This is a genomic window from Pseudomonas sp. WS 5071, assembly GCF_012985765.1.
GTDB classification, from domain to species: domain Bacteria; phylum Pseudomonadota; class Gammaproteobacteria; order Pseudomonadales; family Pseudomonadaceae; genus Aquipseudomonas; species Aquipseudomonas lundensis_A.
The window spans coordinates 61,102-83,553 of the sequence record NZ_JAAQWY010000019.1; the positions used below are offsets into that span (position 1 = coordinate 61,102).

Annotated in this window: 27 protein-coding genes and 4 tRNA genes; 16 read left to right on the top strand and 15 right to left on the bottom strand. The window is 56.9% G+C overall.

Annotated elements, in window-relative coordinates; all coding sequences use genetic code 11:
- The first annotated feature begins 68 nt into the window (after window positions 1-68).
- The 6 genes from HBN61_RS13255 (at window position 69) to HBN61_RS13280 (ending at window position 3,447) form a co-directional block, all read left to right on the top strand.
- Window positions 69-1,031: an alpha/beta hydrolase gene (locus HBN61_RS13255; RefSeq protein WP_170046948.1), complete on the top strand. Its 963-nt coding sequence runs from the start codon at window positions 69-71 to the stop codon at window positions 1,029-1,031.
- 188 nt (window positions 1,032-1,219) lie between these two features.
- Entirely contained in the window at window positions 1,220-2,701 is a 1,482-nt protein-coding gene (gene gltX / locus HBN61_RS13260; protein WP_169963396.1) for a glutamate--tRNA ligase, read from the top strand.
- 239 nt (window positions 2,702-2,940) lie between these two features.
- Window positions 2,941-3,016, top strand: a tRNA-Ala gene (locus tag HBN61_RS13265).
- A 77-nt stretch (window positions 3,017-3,093) separates the two neighbouring features.
- A tRNA-Glu gene (locus HBN61_RS13270) sits at window positions 3,094-3,169 on the top strand.
- A gap of 50 nt (window positions 3,170-3,219) precedes the next feature.
- A tRNA-Ala gene (locus HBN61_RS13275) sits at window positions 3,220-3,295 on the top strand.
- 76 nt (window positions 3,296-3,371) lie between these two features.
- Window positions 3,372-3,447: transfer RNA gene (locus HBN61_RS13280), tRNA-Glu, on the top strand.
- Between the two features lie 307 nt (window positions 3,448-3,754).
- Here HBN61_RS13280 and HBN61_RS13285 read toward each other — a convergent pair.
- From HBN61_RS13285 to HBN61_RS13325, 9 genes are all read right to left on the bottom strand, one after another.
- A complete protein-coding gene (locus HBN61_RS13285; RefSeq protein ID WP_153404361.1) occupies window positions 3,755-4,384 on the bottom strand; it encodes a recombinase family protein in 630 nt (209 codons plus the stop codon).
- Window positions 4,385-4,793: 409 nt separating this feature from the next.
- A complete protein-coding gene (locus HBN61_RS22635; RefSeq protein WP_262498769.1) occupies window positions 4,794-5,135 on the bottom strand; it encodes a hypothetical protein in 342 nt (113 codons plus the stop codon).
- A 345-nt stretch (window positions 5,136-5,480) separates the two neighbouring features.
- On the bottom strand, window positions 5,481-5,849 hold the full coding sequence (locus HBN61_RS22640; RefSeq protein ID WP_346266460.1) for a hypothetical protein: 369 nt from the start codon (window positions 5,847-5,849) through the stop codon (window positions 5,481-5,483).
- Between the two features lie 254 nt (window positions 5,850-6,103).
- A complete protein-coding gene (locus tag HBN61_RS22645) occupies window positions 6,104-7,078 on the bottom strand; it encodes a hypothetical protein (protein ID WP_262498770.1) in 975 nt (324 codons plus the stop codon).
- 29 nt (window positions 7,079-7,107) lie between these two features.
- Window positions 7,108-7,362 (bottom strand): hypothetical protein, encoded by a 255-nt coding sequence (locus HBN61_RS13305; protein ID WP_153404364.1) that lies wholly within the window; start codon window positions 7,360-7,362, stop codon window positions 7,108-7,110.
- 48 nt (window positions 7,363-7,410) lie between these two features.
- Window positions 7,411-7,740, bottom strand: a complete 330-nt coding sequence (locus HBN61_RS13310; protein WP_153404367.1) for a hypothetical protein — start codon at window positions 7,738-7,740, stop codon at window positions 7,411-7,413.
- A gap of 485 nt (window positions 7,741-8,225) precedes the next feature.
- Window positions 8,226-8,417, bottom strand: coding sequence for a hypothetical protein (locus HBN61_RS13315; protein ID WP_153404370.1), 192 nt, complete (start codon window positions 8,415-8,417; stop codon window positions 8,226-8,228).
- 245 nt (window positions 8,418-8,662) lie between these two features.
- Window positions 8,663-9,499 (bottom strand): helix-turn-helix domain-containing protein, encoded by an 837-nt coding sequence (locus HBN61_RS13320; RefSeq protein WP_153404373.1) that lies wholly within the window; start codon window positions 9,497-9,499, stop codon window positions 8,663-8,665.
- A gap of 268 nt (window positions 9,500-9,767) precedes the next feature.
- The gene (locus HBN61_RS13325; RefSeq protein WP_153404376.1) at window positions 9,768-11,198 is read right to left on the bottom strand and encodes a DUF6538 domain-containing protein; all 1,431 of its coding nucleotides are present in this window, start codon (window positions 11,196-11,198) and stop codon (window positions 9,768-9,770) included.
- A 297-nt stretch (window positions 11,199-11,495) separates the two neighbouring features.
- Between HBN61_RS13325 and HBN61_RS13330 the strand changes: the two genes are divergently transcribed.
- The 5 genes from HBN61_RS13330 (at window position 11,496) to HBN61_RS13345 (ending at window position 14,954) form a co-directional block, all read left to right on the top strand.
- Window positions 11,496-11,930 carry an acyl-CoA thioesterase gene (locus HBN61_RS13330; RefSeq protein ID WP_170046950.1) on the top strand — a complete coding sequence of 145 codons (435 nt, stop codon included), beginning with the start codon at window positions 11,496-11,498 and terminating at the stop codon, window positions 11,928-11,930.
- 72 nt (window positions 11,931-12,002) lie between these two features.
- On the top strand, window positions 12,003-12,962 hold the full coding sequence (locus tag HBN61_RS13335; RefSeq protein WP_094995149.1) for a tRNA dihydrouridine synthase: 960 nt from the start codon (window positions 12,003-12,005) through the stop codon (window positions 12,960-12,962).
- 122 nt (window positions 12,963-13,084) lie between these two features.
- Entirely contained in the window at window positions 13,085-13,534 is a 450-nt protein-coding gene (locus HBN61_RS13340) for an Hsp20 family protein (protein WP_094995150.1), read from the top strand.
- A gap of 176 nt (window positions 13,535-13,710) precedes the next feature.
- On the top strand, window positions 13,711-13,839 hold the full coding sequence (locus tag HBN61_RS22650) for a hypothetical protein (protein WP_262373478.1): 129 nt from the start codon (window positions 13,711-13,713) through the stop codon (window positions 13,837-13,839).
- Window positions 13,840-13,988: 149 nt separating this feature from the next.
- Window positions 13,989-14,954 (top strand): GGDEF domain-containing protein, encoded by a 966-nt coding sequence (locus HBN61_RS13345; protein ID WP_094995151.1) that lies wholly within the window; start codon window positions 13,989-13,991, stop codon window positions 14,952-14,954.
- A gap of 35 nt (window positions 14,955-14,989) precedes the next feature.
- Here the strand turns inward: HBN61_RS13345 and pbpG are convergent, their stop codons facing one another.
- Window positions 14,990-15,928 (bottom strand): D-alanyl-D-alanine endopeptidase, encoded by a 939-nt coding sequence (pbpG, locus tag HBN61_RS13350; protein ID WP_170046951.1) that lies wholly within the window; start codon window positions 15,926-15,928, stop codon window positions 14,990-14,992.
- 314 nt (window positions 15,929-16,242) lie between these two features.
- Here pbpG and HBN61_RS13355 point away from each other — a divergent pair, with 314 nt between their 5' ends.
- On the top strand, window positions 16,243-17,184 hold the full coding sequence (locus HBN61_RS13355) for a class I SAM-dependent methyltransferase (RefSeq protein WP_169963394.1): 942 nt from the start codon (window positions 16,243-16,245) through the stop codon (window positions 17,182-17,184).
- A gap of 144 nt (window positions 17,185-17,328) precedes the next feature.
- Here the strand turns inward: HBN61_RS13355 and HBN61_RS13360 are convergent, their stop codons facing one another.
- Window positions 17,329-17,847 carry a Dps family protein gene (locus tag HBN61_RS13360; protein WP_169963392.1) on the bottom strand — a complete coding sequence of 173 codons (519 nt, stop codon included), beginning with the start codon at window positions 17,845-17,847 and terminating at the stop codon, window positions 17,329-17,331.
- Window positions 17,848-18,052: 205 nt separating this feature from the next.
- Here HBN61_RS13360 and HBN61_RS13365 point away from each other — a divergent pair, with 205 nt between their 5' ends.
- Window positions 18,053-18,748 carry an AzlC family ABC transporter permease gene (locus HBN61_RS13365; protein ID WP_170046952.1) on the top strand — a complete coding sequence of 232 codons (696 nt, stop codon included), beginning with the start codon at window positions 18,053-18,055 and terminating at the stop codon, window positions 18,746-18,748.
- Window positions 18,745-19,056 (top strand): branched-chain amino acid transport AzlD family protein, encoded by a 312-nt coding sequence (locus tag HBN61_RS13370; RefSeq protein ID WP_094995156.1) that lies wholly within the window; start codon window positions 18,745-18,747, stop codon window positions 19,054-19,056. Before HBN61_RS13365 ends, HBN61_RS13370 begins: the two co-directional genes overlap by 4 nt.
- On the opposite strand, the gene HBN61_RS22655 is transcribed toward HBN61_RS13370, so the two are convergent.
- The 3 genes from HBN61_RS22655 to HBN61_RS13380 form a co-directional block, all read right to left on the bottom strand.
- Window positions 19,004-19,198 (bottom strand): hypothetical protein, encoded by a 195-nt coding sequence (locus HBN61_RS22655; RefSeq protein ID WP_094995157.1) that lies wholly within the window; start codon window positions 19,196-19,198, stop codon window positions 19,004-19,006. The genes HBN61_RS13370 and HBN61_RS22655 overlap by 53 nt on opposite strands.
- A gap of 110 nt (window positions 19,199-19,308) precedes the next feature.
- Window positions 19,309-19,503, bottom strand: a complete 195-nt coding sequence (locus HBN61_RS13375; RefSeq protein WP_094995158.1) for a hypothetical protein — start codon at window positions 19,501-19,503, stop codon at window positions 19,309-19,311.
- 156 nt (window positions 19,504-19,659) lie between these two features.
- Window positions 19,660-20,007 (bottom strand): hypothetical protein, encoded by a 348-nt coding sequence (locus HBN61_RS13380; RefSeq protein WP_170046953.1) that lies wholly within the window; start codon window positions 20,005-20,007, stop codon window positions 19,660-19,662.
- A gap of 235 nt (window positions 20,008-20,242) precedes the next feature.
- On the opposite strand from HBN61_RS13380, the gene HBN61_RS13385 reads away from it, so the two are divergent.
- A complete protein-coding gene (locus tag HBN61_RS13385; RefSeq protein WP_170046954.1) occupies window positions 20,243-21,061 on the top strand; it encodes a shikimate 5-dehydrogenase in 819 nt (272 codons plus the stop codon).
- A gap of 39 nt (window positions 21,062-21,100) precedes the next feature.
- Here the strand turns inward: HBN61_RS13385 and HBN61_RS13390 are convergent, their stop codons facing one another.
- Window positions 21,101-21,745, bottom strand: coding sequence for a YceH family protein (locus HBN61_RS13390; RefSeq protein WP_170046955.1), 645 nt, complete (start codon window positions 21,743-21,745; stop codon window positions 21,101-21,103).
- A gap of 130 nt (window positions 21,746-21,875) precedes the next feature.
- Here HBN61_RS13390 and HBN61_RS13395 point away from each other — a divergent pair, with 130 nt between their 5' ends.
- Window positions 21,876-22,385, top strand: coding sequence for a DUF1993 domain-containing protein (locus HBN61_RS13395; RefSeq protein WP_094995162.1), 510 nt, complete (start codon window positions 21,876-21,878; stop codon window positions 22,383-22,385).
- The last annotated feature ends 67 nt before the right edge of the window (window positions 22,386-22,452 follow it).

Below are 22,452 nucleotides of genomic sequence, written 5' to 3' on the forward strand. Positions count from 1 at the left end.
TGACTTTCAGCGCTAACGATCACCGCCTTCGGCTACGACAGCCGAAGGCTATTTGCAAGGACACACGTATGTCAGTAGTACCTGAGCTGGAGGCCTTTTTGGAGCTGGCCGAGTTAAGCCGCATGACCGGCAAGAGCCGCGCCATGCATGACCTGAGCCCGGCGCAGGCCAGGGTGGAGTTTGAAATGAGTGCCGAGGTGCTGGACGTGCCGTTGCCGGGCATCGACAGTGACGACCTGCGGATCCCGGCCCGGGATGGATTCAGCCTGCCTGCGCGGTTGTATCGCGCGCCACGGCGGGCGCCGGAGCCGCTGCCGGTGGTGGTTTACTTCCACGGTGGCGGTTATGTCATTGGCAGCCTGGACAGCCACGACGGGTTGTGTCGGCGGTTGGCCAATGCCGGGCACTTCGCGGTGCTGGCTGTGGATTACCGGTTGGCCCCGGAGTGGGTGTTCCCCACGGCGGTGCAAGATGCCTGCGATGCGGTGAACTGGTTGCAGCGCGAGGGCGCCCGTCATGGACTGGACGCCACCCGCGTAGCGTTTGCAGGTGACAGCGCGGGCGGCACGTTGAGCACGGTGCTCGCGATTCTGGCTGCGCATGATCCGCAAACGGTGGCCATCGTGCCGCGCGCGCAAGTGCTGCTGTACCCGGTCACTGACGGCAGTTGTAAACGTGAATCCCACCAGCGGTTTGCGCAGGGGTATCTGCTCGAAACCGCCACCATGGACTGGTTCTACCGGCACTACACCCGAACAGCGGTGGATGTGCAGGATTGGCGCCTGTCACCGTTATTGGCCCCGGATGTCAGCGGCGTGGCGCCGGCGTTGGTGTACCTGGCCGGATTTGATCCGTTGCATGACGAGGGGGTGGCCTACGCCACCAAATTGGAGCAGGCGGGCAATGAGGTGGTGAGGTGGGAAGAACCGGGCATGACCCATGACTTCATGCGCATGGGCGGTTTGCTCGACGAGGTCGCAGGGATTCATCAGCGGGTCGCGGGCTGGCTGGATGAGCGGCTGGTGAACTGAGCGTAATCCTCACCTGGCCCGAAACCGGCTGAGGGTGCCCGGGCCAGCACGCGCGTCGGCAGGGCTTTCATGCATTTTCAGGGCGGCGGGGTGGTGATCTGCCCCGACGGTCAGTCCTGAGCTGGAGCGAGGCGGGGTCCGCCTGTTACCATTCGCCCCTTTGTTTTATCTCTACTTCGAGACCGCCCATGACCACCGTTCGCACGCGCATCGCGCCATCGCCTACCGGCGACCCCCACGTCGGCACCGCTTACATCGCTTTGTTCAACTACTGCTTCGCCAAGCAGCATGGCGGCGAGTTCATCCTGCGGATCGAAGACACCGACCAGTTGCGTTCGACCCGCGAGTCCGAACAACAGATTTACGATGCCCTGCGCTGGCTCGGTATCACCTGGAGCGAAGGCCCCGACGTCGGCGGTCCGCACGGCCCGTATCGTCAGAGCGAGCGCAGCGACATTTATAAGCAGTACACCCAGCAACTGGTCGACATGGGCCATGCGTTTCCGTGTTTCTGCACCGCAGAAGAGCTGGACCAGATGCGCGCCGAGCAAATGGCCAGGGGCGAAACCCCGCGCTACGACGGCCGTGCGCTGTTGCTGTCCAAGGAAGAAGTCGCCCTGCGCCTGGCTGCGGGCGAGCCGCACGTGATCCGCATGAAAGTGCCGACCGAAGGCGTGTGCGTGGTGCCGGACCTGCTGCGTGGCGATGTCGAGATCCCGTGGGACCGCATGGACATGCAAGTGCTGATGAAGACTGACGGCCTGCCGACGTACTTCCTGGCCAACGTGGTCGACGATCATTTGATGGGCATCACCCACGTATTGCGCGGTGAAGAATGGCTGCCATCGGCGCCGAAACTGATCCTGCTCTACGAGTACTTTGGCTGGGAACAGCCGCAATTGTGCTACATGCCGCTGCTGCGTAACCCCGACAAAAGCAAGCTGTCCAAGCGCAAGAACCCGACGTCGGTCACGTTCTATGAACGCATGGGTTTCATGCCTGAAGCGATGCTTAACTATTTGGGGCGCATGGGCTGGTCGATGCCTGACGAGCGCGAGAAGTTCTCGCTGCAAGAGATGGTCGACAATTTTGACCTGTCCCGTGTATCGCTCGGTGGTCCGATTTTCGATATTGAAAAACTCTCCTGGCTCAATGGCCAATGGTTGCGTGACTTGCCGCTGGAGGAGTTCGCCAGTCGTGTCCAGCAATGGGCACTGAACCCTGAGTACATGATGAAGATCGCACCGCTGGTACAGGGTCGGGTCGAGACGTTCAGTCAGATTGCGCCGCTGGCCGGGTTCTTCTTCTCGGGGGCCTTGCAACTGGATGCCAAGCTGTTCGAGCACAAAAAGCTGTCCGGCGATCAAGTGCGTCAACTGATGCAACTGATCCTGTGGAAGCTCGAAAGCTTGCGGCAGTGGGAAAAAGACGCCATTACCGGTTGCATCCAAACCGTGGTCGATGCCCTTGAGCTGAAGCTGCGCGATGCGATGCCGCTAATGTTTGCCTCGATCACCGGACAGGCCAGCTCGGTGTCGGTGCTGGACGCCATGGAAATTCTGGGCCCTGACTTGACGCGCTTCCGTCTGCGTCAGGCGCTGGACCTGCTGGGCGGTGTTTCGAAGAAAGAAAACAAAGAGTGGGAAAAGCTGTTCAACGCAATCGGTTGATCGGTTTTCACGTGCAGTCGTTGCCTCAGGTCGGTATCAGGACCGCTCTGCGGTCCATGGAGGCCTGTGGCAGGGGTTGCGCGTTTCGTATGCGGGGCCCGTATTTACGGGGTGGGAAGGGTAAGTGGTTGTTCTCTCGACCATTTTTTTTAAAAAACTTTGAAAATAAGTTTGACAGCCTTCCGATCCAGTCTTAATATGCGCCCCGTCCACACAGCAACACGCAACACTGACTGTTTGGGGCTATAGCTCAGCTGGGAGAGCGCTTGCATGGCATGCAAGAGGTCAACGGTTCGATCCCGTTTAGCTCCACCAAATTTACAGTTCAATGCCTGGCCACACCGGCATTGAATCGATCAGCGCTCAGCGCTGGTCATTGTTAGAAGGTTTGTGTCCCCTTCGTCTAGTGGCCTAGGACACCGCCCTTTCACGGCGGTAACAGGGGTTCGAGTCCCCTAGGGGACGCCAGTTTTACAGAAGCAGCACTTCGGTGTTGCTCCGCCGCCAGGCGATAAATCGGGGCTATAGCTCAGCTGGGAGAGCGCTTGCATGGCATGCAAGAGGTCAACGGTTCGATCCCGTTTAGCTCCACCAATTTACAGTTCAACGTCGGGCCACACTGACGTTGAATCGATCAGGCAAATGCATGATCACTGTTAGAAGGGTTTGTGTCCCCTTCGTCTAGTGGCCTAGGACACCGCCCTTTCACGGCGGTAACAGGGGTTCGAGTCCCCTAGGGGACGCCACGATTACCCGCTCTGCGGGATTTTTAAGGGTCATTCAATTATTGAGTGGCCCTTTTATTTTTGTGGGTCGGAAAGCCCCGTTTTATAAGGCTCGCAGCCCCATCAGTACCACTCGTCGGAACCGTGCGTCCTCTGCACGTGGCACAGTCCGGTCCGATACAAATACCTTCCAGATGGTTAAAACCAGCATTGCTAGCCAGTGGTGCACTAGGGCTATTTCAAGCCTAATGAATTCTGATACACCGTAAAGCTTGTCTGGTGCGGTCGTTGTTTCAGGCGGTGCACAGGGGTGCCGTTATCGGGCGGCTCACGCATTGGTGGCTTCACCCATCTCCCTCTTGATCCTGTACACGGTCGCTACACCGCACCCGGCCACCTTCGCCACTTCTTCCATCGACAGCGTGCCGTTGCTCAGGTGTTTGATAACAGCCGCGTGCGTGTCTTTGTTCCGCGTCCGGCCCGCTGGCTTCCATTCAGGATCAGCAGCACGCTTGCGCTCCAGTCCTTGCTTGATCCGCTCCACGCGCTTCTCTTGATCCTGTCGAGCCATCGTCGCCATCAGGTCTACCAGCATGCCGTTGATGATGCCAAGGATGCTACCTGTTAGCCCATCGGCCATTGATTCATGCGAAGTGGGCAGGTCTACCACGACAAGGCGCAGGCCCTTATCCTCAATCATGCGCTTTAGCTTGGCCCAATCGGCAAGGCTCAGACGGCTCAAACGGTCTACAGCCTCGACTAACAGCACGTCGCCACTCTCAGCAGCGTCAAGCAGGCGCATCAACTCAGGGCGCTCTAGGTGTGTTCCTGAGATGTTCTCCAGATATTTGTCCACAACCGTCAACCCCTTGTCATGGGCGAAGGTGTCGAGCTGCGCCTCAGCACGGTGGGCATCCTGATCCTTAGTCGAAGCACGGAGATACAAGTGAGCGCGCATGGTCGAGTCCTATTTATCATATGCCTTGCTAGGCGGTAGAAATACGATAAACCTCTCACATTGCCAGTGTCAATAGGATTTATGATAGTCATCTATCAGAAGCCTACCCAGTGTCAGAACAGTAGACTCTTCTGATAGGTATCAGCCCACACGGCGATGTCTGAGCATGGCCAGCGTTATCAATGACAGTCCTTCCTTTTGACGCGACACCAGCGCACACGTCGCCCAGCACGCGATCAACACCGCACGCCCACGCAGGATCAGTACGTGAACGCGCACCTGAGCCCGCGCGTTAAGGAGCGCTCGGGAAGGTGCATGGGGGGAAAGCGTCTTCTACTGAGTGAGGGACCCACTCGCTTGGATATAATAATTTTAGGTTTCAGCCCGAGGCCAAAAAGGGAAGCAGCCGTTAGGCCACTTCCAGTTGTTGTTCCAGATGCTGCTCTAGCAGTTCGATCTGTTCAGCACGCTCGGCGTGTTCTATAAGGATTTCACGGATAACGCCAGCAGGTACAGTTTCAAGCTGCATGTCCCAGTGCGTGAACCCACCGAGGTCGGTGCCTTCCCAATCGACGATTACCGGCACGTGATAACTCCTAGGCCAGATGCAATGCTGAGCCATGCTCTTATCATGCGGCCACGTGATCTCAATCGGGCAGCCCGCCACCACACTGGGTAGACCGCTCACCACGTACCGCAAGCCGCAGGGTGAAGTGTCAGACAGCACGTACTCTTCATGCCAACCCTTCATCCGTGGCGGAGTCCGACTGATGCAACCTCGGGCGCTCACGCCGCCACCTCTGACATTGCCGGGACGCGGTGTTGGACGCGGTGCAGTGCAACGAGCACTTCCATAGCCAAGTATTTCTCACCGTTCAGAGTGACAACGTACGTCCCAGTGTTCGTTGAACCTCCGGCAACATCTCCAGCCTCACGGCTACGGGTGCCAGTGCAGCCGTTCCAGCGCAACCAGCGCAACCCAGACGGGGAGGTCAAGTCGGTGCTGAATGCTTCAGCGAAGGCGGATAGGATCTTACGATTGATTTTAGCTTTCATGTGACTCTCCAATAGGTGCAGCCCACCCATTGGGCAGGCATCAAGTTCGATTAGGTTCAGGGAAGGCACCGGCCTGTACAGCGGCAGCAATTGTGCGAACTAGCAGCACCAGTTCCCGGTGAATACTCAGCAGCGGGGTAAGGGCAGCACGTGACTGTTCAGGATCACCGGACAGCAGCGCGTCCACAGCAAGCATCAGTGTCTCGGTATCGAGCTGAACGCTCCCGGCACGGAGCACAACGCCCCCTGAGAGGTGGTATCGACCGACCTGAATCGGCCCCAGCCGGTTCAGCATCAACTGCTGATCTAGTAGTCGGGTAGTTCGTAGGTGTCGCTGCTGCCAGTTCTCAGAGGCGTTCGCGTCCTTCGGGATGTACACCACCTGCCCGTCAGGCAGGGTCTTGAACACGCTCGGGACTCGGGCCCCGTTGCAGGCTCGGCAAGTCAGGTTCCGGGTATGCCGCTCGTTCCCACCGCATTCAGTGCAACGCCAATCTGGATCATTGAAGGTTTTCGCACCGGACATGACAGCAGCGTACCGAGCAGGCTTCATCACCCGCATACTCTGTAGCCTCGCCTCATACCCCGGATACCCGAGGCGCATCTTTATGAGGTCATTAGCGGAGGGGTGTTGCCCACGCCGAAGCGCAGGCTGTTCAGCGATCACACCAACGCCTGCAACTTGTCAGCGAACCCACCAGCAATACGCGGGATCGAACGGCCTTCTCGTGCACAGTCACGGGCAATACGGCGACGATCTTCAATAGCGCGCTCTTGACCAGCAACGCAGGCTTCTACTGGCACCCAAATCTGGCCAATGTACTGACTCAAGACCCAACCGTCGCCGGGTTGAACTTCAAGGTTGTAACTGCACCCGGCAGTCGCTGTGCCCACACCTTCAAAGGATACGGTTCCACGCGACTTGCATTCACCGGCCCATGCATCAGCGATAGCGCGCCAATCTTTGCCACGACCAGCAACCAGCGCAGGGACATTCACACCGGGACCAGCAAGGTTTTGAGCCATACCAGATCGGTCGGTGTCAACCAGCTCAAGCAGGAACTTGAACTCAGCAGCGCTCAGACTGCCAGATGCATCAATAGCGGCAAGCTCTCCGACAGCAGCGACCTTTAAGCGGCCCTGCCAGTTCTTGTGCACCTCATCAGCGGCGGCGCGCTCACGCATGGAAAGCTCGCGGTGCTGATTCAGGTGCAGGACACTGAGGGCGTGAGCAGCGAACAGCCGCACAGCGTACTCGATATCTTGGACGGTCTTGATGTTGCCACCCACAGCCTTGCGCAAGTCTTCGCTCAACTCCCCACCCTTGGCGCGGAAGTGATACGACACAGGTTCCTCGGCACTGATACCAGCGGCGTACACCACACGTGGAGGCAGCTCCGAACTCAGGGTGCAATCAAGCACAGCTTGGGCTTGGGCCAGCAGGTACGCCAGCTCCGGGACCGGTGGTGCTGGTTGCGCTGGCACAGCCTTCAAGGCACGCGCAGGGGCGACGCTTAGCATTGAGTCGACAGCGGTATCACCGGTGCCGATTGGTGCCAGTAGGTCGGCGTCGGTTAGGTTGTCCAGCTCCGCCAGCTTGGCGAAGTCGGCAGCAGTAGGGGTTTTAAAAGCGGTCATGGTGAGTCTCCTTATGGTGAAGGGAGCGGTTATTCGGCGGGTGCATCTCGATAGGCTTGAGCAAACGATTCAGAGGTTGCAATTGAGTCGACATCAGTACCGCTGTTCTGGAAGTAGTACGCGGCAAGGGCCATATCCCCACGAGTCAGCTCTTTGCCTTCGAGGATTTGAGCCAGCTCGGTTTCATATTTCGCCTTCACAGCAAGACGTGATGAGCTGCGCAGGTGGCTGGTTAGGAATTCAATGCGGGTTCTCTCTTGGTACGACAGGCTGGATTTAGCCATTGTGTATTTCTCCTTATCTGGTGTGACGGGGCCAGGGTGATCGTGTGATCACGCCGACAGGGAATGTTTCAGCTCCAGCAAGACACCGACTACAGCCCACAGCGGCCAATTAGGGTTCAGCAAGGCAAAAGTTCGGAACGACTTGCAGCCGGTGGCATCAGCGATTTGTTCTAATGACAAACCCATACCTTCGCTGTATCGGCGTACGCCACTGCTGGTGGCTGGCAAGTACCACATGGGCAAACGGATGCCAGCAGCGGCGGCTAGCTCTCGCCAGTGCGCTGTGTCAGTGAAAGATTGTTTCAAGTGCAGCCGTGCGAACTGTTGGGCAGCAAGGCGGGTAGCGGCTGATTTCTCGGGGTTTGATTGGACGTTCATAGTGTGTTACCTCCATAACGTTGGGGACGGACACCGGCTGAACGGATCTGCGGACGCACGGAATCGCGCCAGCAATGAACTGACCCTATCGGGTCGCTCAATCGCTAACGTTGATTCTGGGTCTGGATTAGCCGTACGAACACGGGTATCGATCGAAGTGCACAGGATGTGCGGGTGGGTGTAGCGGGGTGTGGATCAAGGATTCGTCAGTTGGTGAGGCTGGCGGGTTGGAGCGGTTGAGACACCATCCAGAAGACGTAGTTAAGCCGCCCCGGTAGGGTAGCTAGGGTGGCAGGGCTCTCGTGGTTTTAAGGCGTGAAATCACCGTACGAGCACGGGTTTCAATCGAAGTGCAGCGTGGGGTTGAGGTGCAGCGGGATGCGGCGGAATAGGTGCCAGTGCTACAAAGGAGATTAAGTATCACTGGCGGCTGTACTCGATGACCAATCGAACACAGCGGGAAACAGGCCGGTCAGTCGGTGGGGTTATTCGTCTTCATCAGGCAAGGGTACATAACCCGCGAAGTACTCAGCAGCGGTTTCAGCAGAGCATCCTAATGCAGCCATCAGCTCAGTAAGGCTCAGGCCATCAGCGATTAGCCGGGCCGCTTCCGCATCCTGTGAGAGGCCGCTGTCGTCGATTATCAAAGCTCCATTGGGTAAGGTGATTAGAGTCATGGTCTCTCCAGTTGGGAGAATCCTGCTATGTAATCTGCCTTAATGCTTTCCAGCTCTGCCAATAATTCAAGCGCTGAACGGTACAAGTCGAGTGGTACAGGCCCGGGGAAATTCCGAATCTGTGAAAGGCGCTTATGCAGTGATGTTTCCATTTGGATCAAATTGCGTGGGAGGCGGCTCATTGTCTCTCCTATATTTTTATCTTAAGGATTTGATCATATTTAGGTGTATGAGTTTCATACACCTCATACACCGCGTACCCACGATTGAACCGTGGCACGTTTGCGACCTAAAGCTGAGGCAATATCACCCAGTGATTTACCCTCAATTCGCATTAGGATGGCCGTAGCCTTAGCATCAATACCAGCTTCGGTGACATCCATCCGAACTTCGTGCTGTGCCAACTGTGCTTTCAAAGCCGCAATTTCAGACTCCATACGAGCCTGCGCCTGCTCGATTGCGCTGAGTCGCTGTCGGTCTTTCGTATGCTCCGCCAAGCTGTACAACGCGGCTACGGTTCCAGCCAGACTACCACTCACAGCGCCTCGTTCCTTTCTACGAGACAACACGCCTTGTTCCCGCATGGCTACGCGGGACGGGTGTTGCTCTTGCTGGTCCCATGCTTTCGTGGAGTGAATGCTACGCTTGCTCGCGAGTTTGTTCGCGGTCTTTGCTGGGACGCCTGCATCTCGAAGCATTGCGCTTGCGCTAGGCTTGTTCCCATCGGCCATGCATGCATCGTGGGCGATCTTCATAACGTGTTGAACCTCAGCCATCGTGGCATATCGTGGTGAGAAGCCAGCAGCTTTTAGCACTGCTGAGCGCTTCGCGGCGGCCTCCCGATCAATCTGGGCGAACTCTGCGCCGACTGATACGCCAGTGAGGTTCCACCCGTCGAGATTACCGTGCTTATTGAAGTACGCAATCCCGGTCTGGAGGTACGGCCCGATTGCGTTCCCGGTGACGTGAGGTAGTTCAGCCTTAATACGGCGAGTTATCCTGAGTTGTGCTTCGGTTTGTGTCATTAGCGGGAACATCTGCTCCAGGCTATCTAAATCTGGTATTGCGTTTGAATCAGTCAATTCGTCATCTCCTATGTTGTCGTGTTCCTCACAGTGGTACTCGGGGAGCCGCATCTTGTGCTGTCATTCCTTCCTCACTCCTCCTCTAAACTACTAACTATTGCTAGGTAGCTCAGAGAGGCGTTAATTCCTTCCCGTCTCCTCTAAGTGGGGAACTAAACGCCAACTCAGCTACAGGCCACGGTTTACAAGGCTCTCAGCGATTCGGCAAATGACGGGGGGTTCGACAGTTTTAGGTGCTTTTCTTAGCTAATTCATTCCGCTCTGGCTAGGCATCAGGGATCAATTCCCGAACCTTTGCCAGCAGCTCACGTGGTCGGTCCAAAGGCTGGCTCCCGCCGTAGATGCTCGTGGCTTTCGATCCGACTGGAGTGTGTCCAAGAATGCCGCCAACCTCATCGGTAGTCGCGTGCACGGCTCGTAATAGGTCAGCACAGGTATGACGCTGGCTATAAAGGCTCATGCCGGGGGCTTCGCCAAGGGCGTTTCTGAACACCCGCGACAGGCTTCGAACGCGTTGCCGTACCCGTTTATCATGCTCGGTGGAACTGGCCCCAGCAGGTAGCCCAAGCCCCGTTAGCACGGCCCGGAACAATGGTTCATCTTCTGCGTGCACAGGTAGATCACGACGACTGGCCGCGTTCTTACCACCGCTCAGCGCCGCCTTAAACACCAGCTCGCTTTTACCCAGCACATCTACACGGTGGCTAAGTGCCCGCAGGTCTTCCTGAAGCAGCTCGCTTGGGCGCAGTGCGTATCGCGCCAATAGCACGGCAGCGGGATAATGCACTGGGGTAGCAGCTTTGATTTTGGCGTGCACTGCCAGCAGTTGTGCTAGTGGGATCGGCAGTCGTTGATCCTGACCCATCCCTGCGCCGGAGCGAATAGCTTTCGCCACTGAGCCAGCTTTGGGTAACGCCATCCCAGCCCAACCGGGAATTCGCTTCAAGACGCTTAATAAGCAGTACGCATCGGAATGCACCGACGAGGCTTTACCTCCACCCGCAAGCTTCTCTGCGCAGAACTGCATCAGGCTTTGTATTTGCCGATCCTGTGTGCTCGGCCAAGTCAGCACCTTTTTACTCAGGCTTATAACCTTGTCAGCGCGGCCTTTGCTCACGTCTTCGCAGTACTCATCAAGCACTGCTTGGAACACCGCCTCGGTGACGGTGCCAGCATGATCAGAAGCAGCGGTTGGCACGGTCTTTTCAGTACCTTCAAGCGGCGTTGAATCAAGCCGTGGGGGATTGCCAGCCAAGGTCTCATCAAGTGCTTTACGCATCGCCAGCGCCGTTACAGGGTGAATATCCAAACCGGGGAGCACCGCGCCATTAGCGAGCGCTTCAAGGTTCGCTCTGCGCCATTTAAGTTCTGACTGCCAACCGGACGACTGCATACGCTCGGTGATATTTATCGTAAAGCCACGAACCACGGCATTCAGATTGTTCAGCACATCGACGGCTGTCTGTGCGGACGTTGTTTCGGGAGTCGGCAGTGCCGGATCAGATCGTGCCGCCAAGGCTTCATTACAGATACGGTCAAATTCAACCGACACAAGATGAGCTAACTTTAGCGCCTCGCCCCGGTCGGCAGTGCCCAAGGCTTTGCGGTACTCAACGCGTCCAACGACATCAGCTACATCAGCAGGGAATCGACGACGGTAACTGTACCGACCATCGCGGCGGGTGAGATAAGACATTCGAACTCCAATGCGACACGTGCAGCAGGCGTGGGGAGCGTGCACAGGTCTCAGAATCGCCTTTCGAACGATCAGTGTGTACCATTGAGAACCTCGCTCAGGGCCTTGAATATAGGGCGTCTCAACGAGGTTTGCTATTCGTCTGTGTCGCAGGCGTCTAATTATTGAATGGCCCTTTTGTTTGTCTGACGATTTTGTCGTTCTCGCCATCATGCTTGCTTTGCCCAGCGCCACTCCCCACCTTGAACACACATGCTGCGTTACACTGCGCCCTTTATTCACGCGTGGAGGTTGGGCATGAGCTGGGATTTGGCAGCGCCGTTCATCATTGACCTGCAAGTGCAGGCTGAAGACATTGATGGTTTTGGCCACGCCAACAACGCTGCCTATGTTGTCTGGCTGGAGCGATGCGCCTGGCGTCACTCTCAGCGCCTTGGGCTGGACCTGACTGAATACCGTCGCCTTGACCGCGCCATGGCGGTGGCACGGCATGAAATCGATTACCTGGCCAGCGCCTATGAAGGTGACGAACTGCAACTGGCGACGTGGATTATCGATTGCGACAAACGCTTGCGCATGACACGTCAATTCCAGCTAATCAGGCCTCGCGACGGTCTGACGTTGCTGCGGGCTAAAACCACGTTTGTGTGTATCGAGTTGTCCACCGGCAAAGCCAGGCGCCTACCGCCCGAATTCCTCGAGGGTTATGGTCCGGCGATCGTGCCAGCGTGACAGGGCTGCAGCTTGATACCGCTTGAGCGCGTTACCGCGTAAACTGCCGCACGTTTTTTATGAGAGTCACCCATGCAAATTGCCTTGGCGCCGATGGAAGGGCTGGTCGATAACATCCTGCGTGATGTCCTGACCCGCACCGGCGGTATTGATTGGTGTGTCACCGAATTTATTCGGGTCACCGAGCGTCTGCTGCCCGAAGCGTACTTCCACAAGTTCGCCCCTGAGCTTGAACACGGCGCGAAAACCCGCGCTGGCGTGCCGTTGCGTGTGCAACTGCTGGGCTCCGATCCTGCGTGTCTGGCAGACAACGCAGCGTTGGCCTGTCAGTTGGGCGCCGAGGTGATTGATCTGAACTTTGGCTGTCCGGCCAAAACGGTCAACAAGTCCCGTGGCGGTGCCGTACTGCTTAAAGAGCCGGAACTGCTGCATGCGATTCTGATGCAAGTGCGTCGCACAGTGCCGGCGCATATTCCGGTCACGGCCAAGATGCGCCTGGGGTTTGATACCCCTGACAGCGCCAACGAATGTGCCATTGCGTTGGCTGAAGGCGGGGCGAGCCAGATTGTGGTGCATGCCCGAACCAAAATGGACGGTTACAAGCCACCTGCGCATTGGGAGTACATTGCCCAGGTGCAAGAGGTCGTCAAGGTGCCTGTGTTTGCCAATGGTGATATCTGGTCCGTTGAGGATTGGCGTCGTTGCCGCGAAATCAGCGGTGTTGAAGACATCATGCTCGGCCGCGGCTTGGTATCCAGGCCAGACCTGGCCCGACAGATCGCCGCAGCGCGGGCCGGGGAAGAGGTCGTCGAAATGACGTGGGCCGACCTGCAGCCCATGATTCGCGACTTCTGGGCCCAGGCACAGGCGCAATTGACCCCGCGTTCAGCCCCCGGGCGTCTCAAGCAATGGCTGGCAATGTTGACCCGCACTTACCCCGAGGCCACGGTGCTGTTCAACGCCATGCGCCGCGAAACCGACTGCGAAAAAGTCCGTCATTTGGTCAACAACCCGCCTGCGGATGCTGCTTGAAGCGCCTGAAAAAAATTTAAAAAAACCTCTTGAAATGATTGGGTCGGTCCCTATTTAGGGAGTACGCGATGCCGAAACCGGGTCGCGGAGACAAAATCTCGCTGAAATCAGGAGGCTAAATTATGAGCACTGCATTCTCTCTGGCGCCACTGTTCCGTAATTCTGTCGGCTTTGACCGTTTTAGTGATTTGTTCGAAACCGCGCTTCGCAATGACACCAGCGGTGGCTACCCACCCTACAACGTTGAAAAACGGGGTGAAGACAGCTATCGCATCGTTGTAGCTGCTGCGGGTTTCCAACAGGACGACCTGGACTTGCAAGTAGAGAAAGGTGTGCTGACCGTGAGCGGCAGCAAACGTGAAACCAGCACCGACGAAAGCGTGACCTTTTTGCATCAGGGCATCGCGCAACGGGCATTTAAACTGTCCTTCCGCCTCGATGACCACATCGAGATCAAAGGTGCAAACCTGAGCAATGGCTTGCTGAGCATTGATCTGCAGCGGGTAGTGCCTGAAGAGGCAAAAGCCAAACGCATCCCGATCAATGGGGAGCAGCCAGCCCTGCAAAACTGATCCCGCAGTGGCATGTCAGGAACCCCGTCTTTTCAGGCGGGGTTCTTTGTATCCGGGGCCGCGCACAGAACTGCAAGCGCTTGTTTCCGGGCAGCTTTCAGGTGTTTTTCGTCGACTAGCCTGTAGATATCCGACTGGGCACACTCCGTACCCGGGGCAATACACAGGTGAACAATATGAAAAACAAGCGTGCACGAGATTCTGCAACAGGTCTGTTTATTCCCTTGGAAGAGGCCAAGCGTCGACCTCGGGAAACCACCGTAGAAACCATTAAAAAAACTAAAAAAGACCAACCCCAACGTTGATGAGCAGCACGCAGGCATTTGCTTTCGACCTCTCCCCGAGGCAAGTGCCTGCACTTTCTCTGTCCCTCTCTCCTGCGTTTGGTCGGCCATTGCTCCTTTGACGATGATGTGGACTACGCTTTGCCTGATGGTGCAAAAGGGAGCAACGCATGTGGGTGCCAGCCAAACCTGTCGATGAAGCCGCTCGTTTAGACGCTTTGCACAGGTTAAATGTGCTCGATACCGGACCGGAGGAACGTTTTGACCGGCTAACGCGCCTGGCAAAGCGTTTGTTCAACGTACCGATTGCACTGGTCAGTTTGGTGGACGCCGAGCGCCAGTGGTTCAAGTCGGCGGCAGGCGTTGACGTCAGCCAAACCCCCCGGAACATTTCTTTCTGCGGTCATGCCATTTTGGGCGATCAGATTTTGATGATCTGCGACGCCAGACTCGATGAGCGCTTCTACGACAACCCGTTGGTTGTGGGCGATCCGCGGATCAGGTTTTACGCAGGCTGCCCATTGTCGGTGGGTGATGGCAGCAAGATGGGTACGCTGTGTTTGATCGATACCCGGCCTCGGGTGCTTAGCGACGATGAGCGCGAGTTATTGCGGGATTTGGCTGCGATGGCCGAGCAAGAGCTGGTGGCTGTACAAATGGCAACCATGGATGAGTTAACCCTGCTTTCCAACCGGCGCGGCTTCGAAGCTTTGGCGCGGCATGGCCTGTCATATTGCAAGCAATGGTGCAGACCCGCGACCTTGTTGTTTTTCGATCTCAACGAGTTCAAGCAGATCAATGACACCTACGGTCACGCTGAAGGCGATCTCGCGCTCAAGGCATTCGCTGACGTCCTGCGAATTGCATTTCGCGAAAGTGATGTCATCGGGCGGTTGGGCGGGGACGAGTTTGTGGTGTTGCTGACCGGCACAGATTCCGTACAAATCATCGCCATCATGGCTCGCTTGCAGGAGATGCTCGATGAGCGCAACGCGAGCGCCTCACGGGGTTATGCGATTCGTTTCAGTGTCGGGCAGATTGAGTATGACCCTCAACACCATGACTCGGTCGCAAGTCTGTTGCTCGACGCCGACCGTGCGATGTACGTCCATAAGCAGGCATTGAAGCGAAGTTGACCCCGGCCCGGCATTCCGGGCCCGGGTCACAGTCATTACTTTGTGGCGTGGGGCTGGGCTGCGGGGCGGGCCTTCAGGTTCTTGTCGGCTTTATATCGCAACGCCACATCCGGCACGCTGCCGCTTTTGCCGGTTTCAATCCAGCTACGGATGCGGCTGGCATCGGCAAAGTGGGTGTATTTGCCGAATGCATCCAGAATCACCAGCGAAACGGGACGGTTGCCCATTTCTGTTACCAGCACCAGGCAGTGGCCTGCCTGGTTGGTAAAGCCGGTCTTGGTGATCTTGATAGTCCACTTGTCTTTGTTGACCAGGTGGTCGGTGTTGCGAAAGCCCAAGGTGTAGTTGGGTTTGCGGAACGCCACGGTTTTTTCCTTGGTGGTGCTCAATTGGCTCAGCATCGGGTATTTACGGGCCGCTGCCAGCAACTTGCTCAAGTCGCGGGCCGTCGACACGTTATGCATCGACAGGCCGGTTGGCTCAACGTAGCGGGTGTGCATCATGCCCAGGCTTTTGGCTTTGGCGTTCATGGCGGCAATAAACGCCACGTAACCGCCCGGGTAATGGTGCGCAAGCGTCGCCGCGGCACGGTTTTCAGAGGACATGAGGGTAATCAGCATCATGTCTTGGCGCGTCAGTTCGCTGCCGAGTTTGACGCGTGAAAATACGCCTTTCATCTCGGGAGTGTCGCTGATATTGACCGCGATGTACTCGTTCATCGGCAATTTGGCATCCAGCACCACCATTGCGGTCATTAACTTGGACACCGAAGCTATTGGCACCACGACGTCAGGGTTACTGGCGTAAATGACTTTGTTGGTTTGCAGGTCAACCAGCATCGCGCTGCCTGACGCGATATGCAGTTGTAAGGTATCGCGCGGAGCAGAGGTGCTTTCAGTCGCTGCGGCGATTGAGGGAGCGGCGGCGCCTGTTAGCACTAAAAACAGGCCAAGAATCGAAAGATGACTTTTCACGCAGATTGACTCGAAAAGAAGTGGGAGGTGACGTTGTCGCGCGACTCATTACACATCGCGTTACATTTGTTGAGTATGTATCAATAATCGTGGAAATGCCTGATCCCGCAAGCAGTTACAGCGTGTTTTTCGTGTAAATCGTGCGATTGAGGCAGGGCAGCGGACGACTGGTCGCTGTGCAAGCTGAGCCCTTGCCCCCAAGGAAGCGACTCTCTGTGCAATGCCGGGGATCGGACCTCGCAGAATAGGCCGCTGACGTAGACACAGAGGTAATTGTGTAAAATGCCCGCCCTTTGAAATAACCGGCCTCACCGATGACCCCTGACGCGCTTTCTATCCTCGACTCTCATCTGTTGACTGCACTGCAAAGCGCACCTGAAGAAACCCGCCGCTTGTTTCATGGGCGAGGTCGCTGTTGGCCGGGGCTTGAGCAATTGACCGTGGATTGGCTGCAAGGCGTGGTGCTGGTATCGCTGTTCAAGGAGCCCGAGGCAGCCTGGCTGCAAGCCCTTAAAACCCGGTTGATACACCTTGCGCAGACACCGGTATGGCAAGCCAGTGGAGCGCACACGTTGGTGTTGCAGCATCGCTATACCCTGCAAAGCGACACCGAGTGGCTGGTGGGCGAAGCCATCGATGAGTGGACCCTGACAGAGGGTGGGCTGCAGTACCGCGTGGACTTGGGCCGCAAGCAGAACAACGGCCTGTTTCTCGATATGCGCTACGGCCGCGAGTGGGTAAAAGCCCATGCCCAGGGTAAGCGGGTGTTGAATCTGTTCGCTTACACCTGCGGTTTTTCGGTGGCTGCCATCGAAGGCGGCGCAGAACATGTGGTCAATCTGGACATGTCGCGCGCGGCGCTGAGTCGAGGCCGTGATAACCATCGCTTGAATGGCCACGACATGAGCAAGGTTACGTTTTTGGGGCACGAGCTGTTCAAGTCTTGGGGCAAGGTGAAAAGTACCGGCCCTTATGATTTGGTGATTATTGACCCGCCGTCCTTCCAGAAAGGCAGTTTCCTGCTGACCAAGGATTACCAGCGTGTGGTGCGCCGCTTGCCAGAGTTGTTGAGTGAAAACGGTTGGGTGCTGGCCTGCATGAATGACCCGTCGCTGGGTTCGGACTTTCTGATAGGTGGCGTGACCGAGCATGCGCCGGGTTTGCGTTTTGAGCAGCGGTTGGAGAACCCGCCTGAATTTCCGGATGCCGATGCCGAGTGCGGCTTGAAAGCGCTGGTGTTCAGGCAGGGCGTTTGAAATCCAAAAAAAAGCCCGCAGGGGGAGGCGGGCAAGGGTTCATTGAATGAGCAAGGGGCACTATACAAGCAGCGGTTCGCGGGCTTAGTGAAACTTAATTCATCTGGAGCGCCGGTTTGACAGGTATCAAACCGGCGTTTTTGTTTATTTGGTACGCGACGATTCGAACAGGAACCAGACGCGGCGTTCCGCTTCATCGATCCAGTTTTCCAACAGGCTGGTCGTCGCTACGTCGCCCAGCTCTGAACACATGCTGTGGGTTTCACGCATGTAAGCGGCCAATTGAATGTTGTCTTCACGTAATTCGGCCAGCATATCTTCCGGGGTCACGAAGTCGGCGTCGTTATCCAACAGGCGTTGCAGCTTTTTGATGTGGCCGATGGAGCGAATGGTGGTGCGTCCCAGCTTGCGCACACGCTCGGCGATAGCATCGGTGGTGGCGAAAATCTGATCGGACTGCTCATCTAGCAGCAGATGGAAATCACGGAAATGCGGGCCTGACATGTGCCAATGGAAATTCTTGGTTTTCATGTAAATGGCGAAGGTATCGGCCAGCAGCGCATTCACTTCTGCTGCAATGTTGATGCAGGCTTCATCGCTCAACGCCGAAGGTGTCCGCAGATCGGCCTTTCTGGTTTCCTTGGCGGATTTCAGGTCTTTCATGATGGTTCCTCGTGGAAGCTGTGGACGGGATATAACGGATAACGATTCCGGCTGACTAAAGACCAGGAATGACCTTTCGTCAAACTGCCAGCGTCGTACCGCAACGTCGCTCCAGGTGTTCCAGAGTGCATTGAGCAAGATCGTTCAAGACGTTGCGTGCGTTTGTTGCGACCCTTTGCCGCTGCTGACCATCAGGATGTTTTTAATGCCCCATTCGCTTGCCAGAGCCGCGTTCATGCGTGGTGTGATTGCCTGTCTGCCATTGACGTTCGCCTGCGCGCCATGGGGGCTGCTGGCGGGGTCAACCGCCATCGATGCACAACTGACCCCCGCCCAAAGTCAGGGACTGTCGGTGCTGGTGTTCGCCGGTGCCGCGCAACTGGTGGCCATTGGCATGATCAAGGGCGGGGCCAGCGTGTTGTCCATCCTGCTGACGACCTTGCTGCTGACCTCTCAGCACCTGCTGTATGCGATGCACCTGCGCCCGGTGGTTTCACCGCTGCCGGCCAATTGGCGGTTCGGTCTGGGTTTTTTACTCACCGACGAATTTTTTGCGCTGGTCAGCAGCCATGATCGCCAGGCATTCAATCGCTGGTATGCGTTGGGGGTCGGGCTGTGCATGTACATTGGCTGGAATCTGTTCACTCTGCTGGGCGTGATGCTCGGCAAGAGCATTCCGGGCCTGGACCAGTTGGGGCTGGAGTTCTCGATTGCGGCGACGTTCATTGCCCTGATTACGCCAGTGGTGCGCAATGTTCCTACTGTTATTTGCGTGGCAGTTTCACTCATAAGTGTTGTGCTGTTCAGTTACTGGCAGTTGGAATCAGCGATCGTTCTGGCGGGGCTGGCCGGGATGGCGGCAGGCTACTTGAGCAAGCGTGCAGGAGTCTTTTTCGAATGATGTGGGTGATTATTGTCGGGATGGCGCTGATTTTGTTTTTCAACCGCTATCTGTTTCTGGAGCCGCGCCTTCCCATCCGTTTGAATAGAGGTGTGAAGGAGTTTTTGGGCTTTGCCGTGCCGGGGATGCTGACGGCCATTTGCGGCCCCATCATTTTCGTCAAGGACCGCGCGCTTAATCTGAGCCTGGACAACCCGTACCTGCTGGCCGGGTTGTGTGCAATTGGCCTGATGATCTGGAGTCGCAACGTGTTGCTCAGTGTCGTGTCCAGTGTGGCGCTGTTTTATCTGTTTCGCGGGTGGCTGTGAGCTGTGCGGCTGCCCGTGAGGTAAACGGGCCGCTGACCGGCACCCCGTCGATCACCACATACCAGCAGGCCAACAAGCCATCAGCGCGGAGCGGGGCCGGCACAGCGCTGCCCACCATCGACATGACATGAACCTTGGACATACACACCTCCTTCAATCAATGAGGCCACCTTACGGCGTGCGCCGCTGCACAAAAAATCATTGCGCGTGATAGTCGCCATCGACAGGGATAAGGTTAGTGCTTGCGTCAGGTTAATCCACTACCAGGTCCAACATATGCATGACCTCTTGATCATTGAGCATGCCTTTATCGACCAGGTGCTGGGCCAACAGTGAAATCAGCTTGGCAGAGCGGTGCCCTTCAAGCTGCTTGAGCTCTGTGAGGGCTTGGTAAACCTTGCTTGAGGTGCAGAGATCAGCCCGGCGATGAGGGTGTTGTGTCGGCATTAGGGTCGTCCTTGTTTTTATAGGTATCCGGCTGTTGAACCAAGAGCGCCCGGCGACGCTGATAACGTCCGGGCGCACTCGCGTCCAATCATGCCGCAAACACATTACATTTTGTGTATCACTTGCGACATTCACATCATCTATTCAGACCAGCTATCACCAGCGTGGTGGCCCGTAATAACCCCGCGGCGGGCCGTATTGCACCGGGTGTGGCCGACCGTAATAGCCCTGGTAGTAAACCGGCTGGGGTGCGGGCATGTAGACCGGTTGCGGCTGGTAATACACCGGCGGGGCCTGCACATAGACCGGTTGCGGTTGAGCATAGAACGGTTGTTGCACATAGAGAGGGCGCTGATCGTGATTGGTTATCACCGAACCAATGATCGCGCCACCCACCACCGCACCGAACACGGCCGGCCCCGCGCCCCAGCCACCGTGGGCACACGCTTGACCCGTGACGGCCAGTGCGCCGATTAGCAACGTGATTTTAGGGATGTTGCGCATCTTGACATTCCTCGGATTCCAGCCCCGGCAATTCAGCCTGGTACAGGCCGCAAAAAGGGTGCGGGGATAACACTCAGACCGCGCTTTTCAAAAAAACTGCGGCGCCTCTCGGTAAATGTTGTGTAAGGTCTTCGGCGGCTGACTCGTTTCAGCGTGGTCGGCCCGGACATGATCAATCCAACCCCTTGAAACGGCCCCGGCCGTCTATCTGAACGCTTTCTCTGAGGAGAAGAACATGCAGATGAACCCGAATAAAGACACCCGGTTGTGCATTTCACTGTCGGGTCGCCCCGGCAATTTTGGACTGCGGTTTCATAATCATCTCTATGAGCAATTGGGGCTGAATTTCTACTACAAAGCCTTCACCACCCAGGACCTGCCGGGTGCGGTCACTGGTATTCGTGCGCTGGGCATACGCGGTTGTGGCGTGTCCATGCCGTTCAAGGAAGCGTGCATCGCGCTGGTGGACGAGATGGATGCATCGGCCAAGGCCATCGATTCGATCAACACCATCGTCAACACCGACGGCCATTTGAAGGCCTATAACACCGACTACATTGCCATCGCCCAGTTGCTGGAACGCCATAACATCAGCAAGGACACGACGTTCGCGCTGCATGGCAGTGGCGGCATGGCCAAAGCCGTCGCATCGGCGCTAAGGGATGGCGGTTACAAACAGGGTCTGATTGTGGCCCGTAATCAAGCGTCCGGTTCGGCTTTGGCCCGGCATTGTGGGTATGAGTGGCAAGCGCAGTTGGGGGCTGCACGGCCTCAGATGCTGATTAACGTGACACCCATCGGCATGAGCGGCGGGGCAGAAGCCGATGATCTGGCGTTTGAAGAGGCTGCGATCAGTCAGGCAACGATCATTTTTGATGTGGTGGCAATCCCGTCAGAAACGCCGCTGATTGTTCGCGGCCGCGCCTTGGGCAAGCAGGTGATTACCGGGCTTGAGGTCATTGCGATTCAGGCCCTTGAACAGTTCGTGCTCTACACCGGCGTACGCCCCACGCCCGAGCAGTTCCGGGCCGCCGTCGCGTTTGCCCGCAGTTGAGCGGTTCGCCGGGCGATGGATCTTGCCCGGCGAGCAGGGTTATTCCAGTTCGGCCAAGCGCGCTTCCAATGCCGCAACCCGTGCTTCCAGCGCTTCAAAGCGTTCCAGTGACAGCCCTGACGTGCTGCCTCGTTCAGATGGCTGCTGGCGCGCTGCCATGATGGCGTCTATGTCGGCAGGGTCTCCCAGCGCATGCATGTAACGATCTTCACGCTGCCCGCTCTGGCGAGGCACCAGCAGTGCCAGGTCGCGAGCGATCAGGCGTTCAAGTTGGTGCTGCACTTGCTCGGTGTCTTCAAAGTCGTGCATGCGCGCGCTGCGGGTTAGCAGCTCATTGAGGGTTTGAGGGCCGCGCAGGAATAACAACCCTATCAACACCACTTGCGCCGGTACCAGCTCCAGCACTTTATCGACCCGATGCTCCCAACGATCTGCACGGCTACCCATGACCAGGCGCGCAAAGCCTCGCCCCTCCAGTGCCCGCAGGCTTTGCCCGACCTGGCCGGGGCTGAGGTTCATGACTGGCTCGCGGCTGGTCTTTTGATTGCAAGCCAACACCAGCGCATTAAGCGTCAGCGGGTAGGTGTCGGGGTGCGTGGCCTGTTTTTCGATCAAGGCGCCGAGGATGCGAATTTCCGTGCTGTTGAGACGGGGTTCGATGTCGGTCTCGTGTTCGCTGTTCATCACGTTGTCCCTGTGCGTTGGAAGGCGGCTAGCCTAGAACCATTGGCCGTTGAAAGACAAGCCGCTTTAGCGCAGCGACCTGTCTATAATCGGCGCTCATTCATTGTGCCCACCGACTGTCGAGACCCCCATGACTATCTCTCTGTACGCAGCGTCCATTCCCGTGTTCAAGCAAATGCTCAACGCCATGAGCGGTGTGCTGACCAAAGCAGAAGCGCATGCCACGGCCAAGAACATTGACCCAAGTGTTTTCCTGCAAGCGCGTCTGGCACCGGACATGTTCCCGCTGGTGCGTCAGGTGCAAATTGCAGTGGATTTTGCCAAAGGCGTATCGGCGCGTCTGGCTGAAGTTGAGTTGCCTAAATATGACGACAACGAAGTTACCTTTGCCGAACTGCAAGCGCTGATCAGCAAGGTGCTGGCATTTGTTGACACCCTCAAGCCGGAGCAAGTGGATGGCAAGGAAGGGATTGAAATCGTGACCCGTCCGGGAACGCCTAAAGAGAAACGCTTCACCGGTCAGGCCTATTTGCTGACTTACGGCTTGCCGCAGTTTTTCTTCCACGTCACCACTGCCTACGCGATTTTGCGCCACAACGGCGTTGAAATCGGCAAGCGTGATTACATGGGGGCGTTCTGATTCAGGTATGAATGCGCACTGAAACGTGCAGCGACAGTGTTCAAGCCTAGCCCGCGGGCAGCGCTTG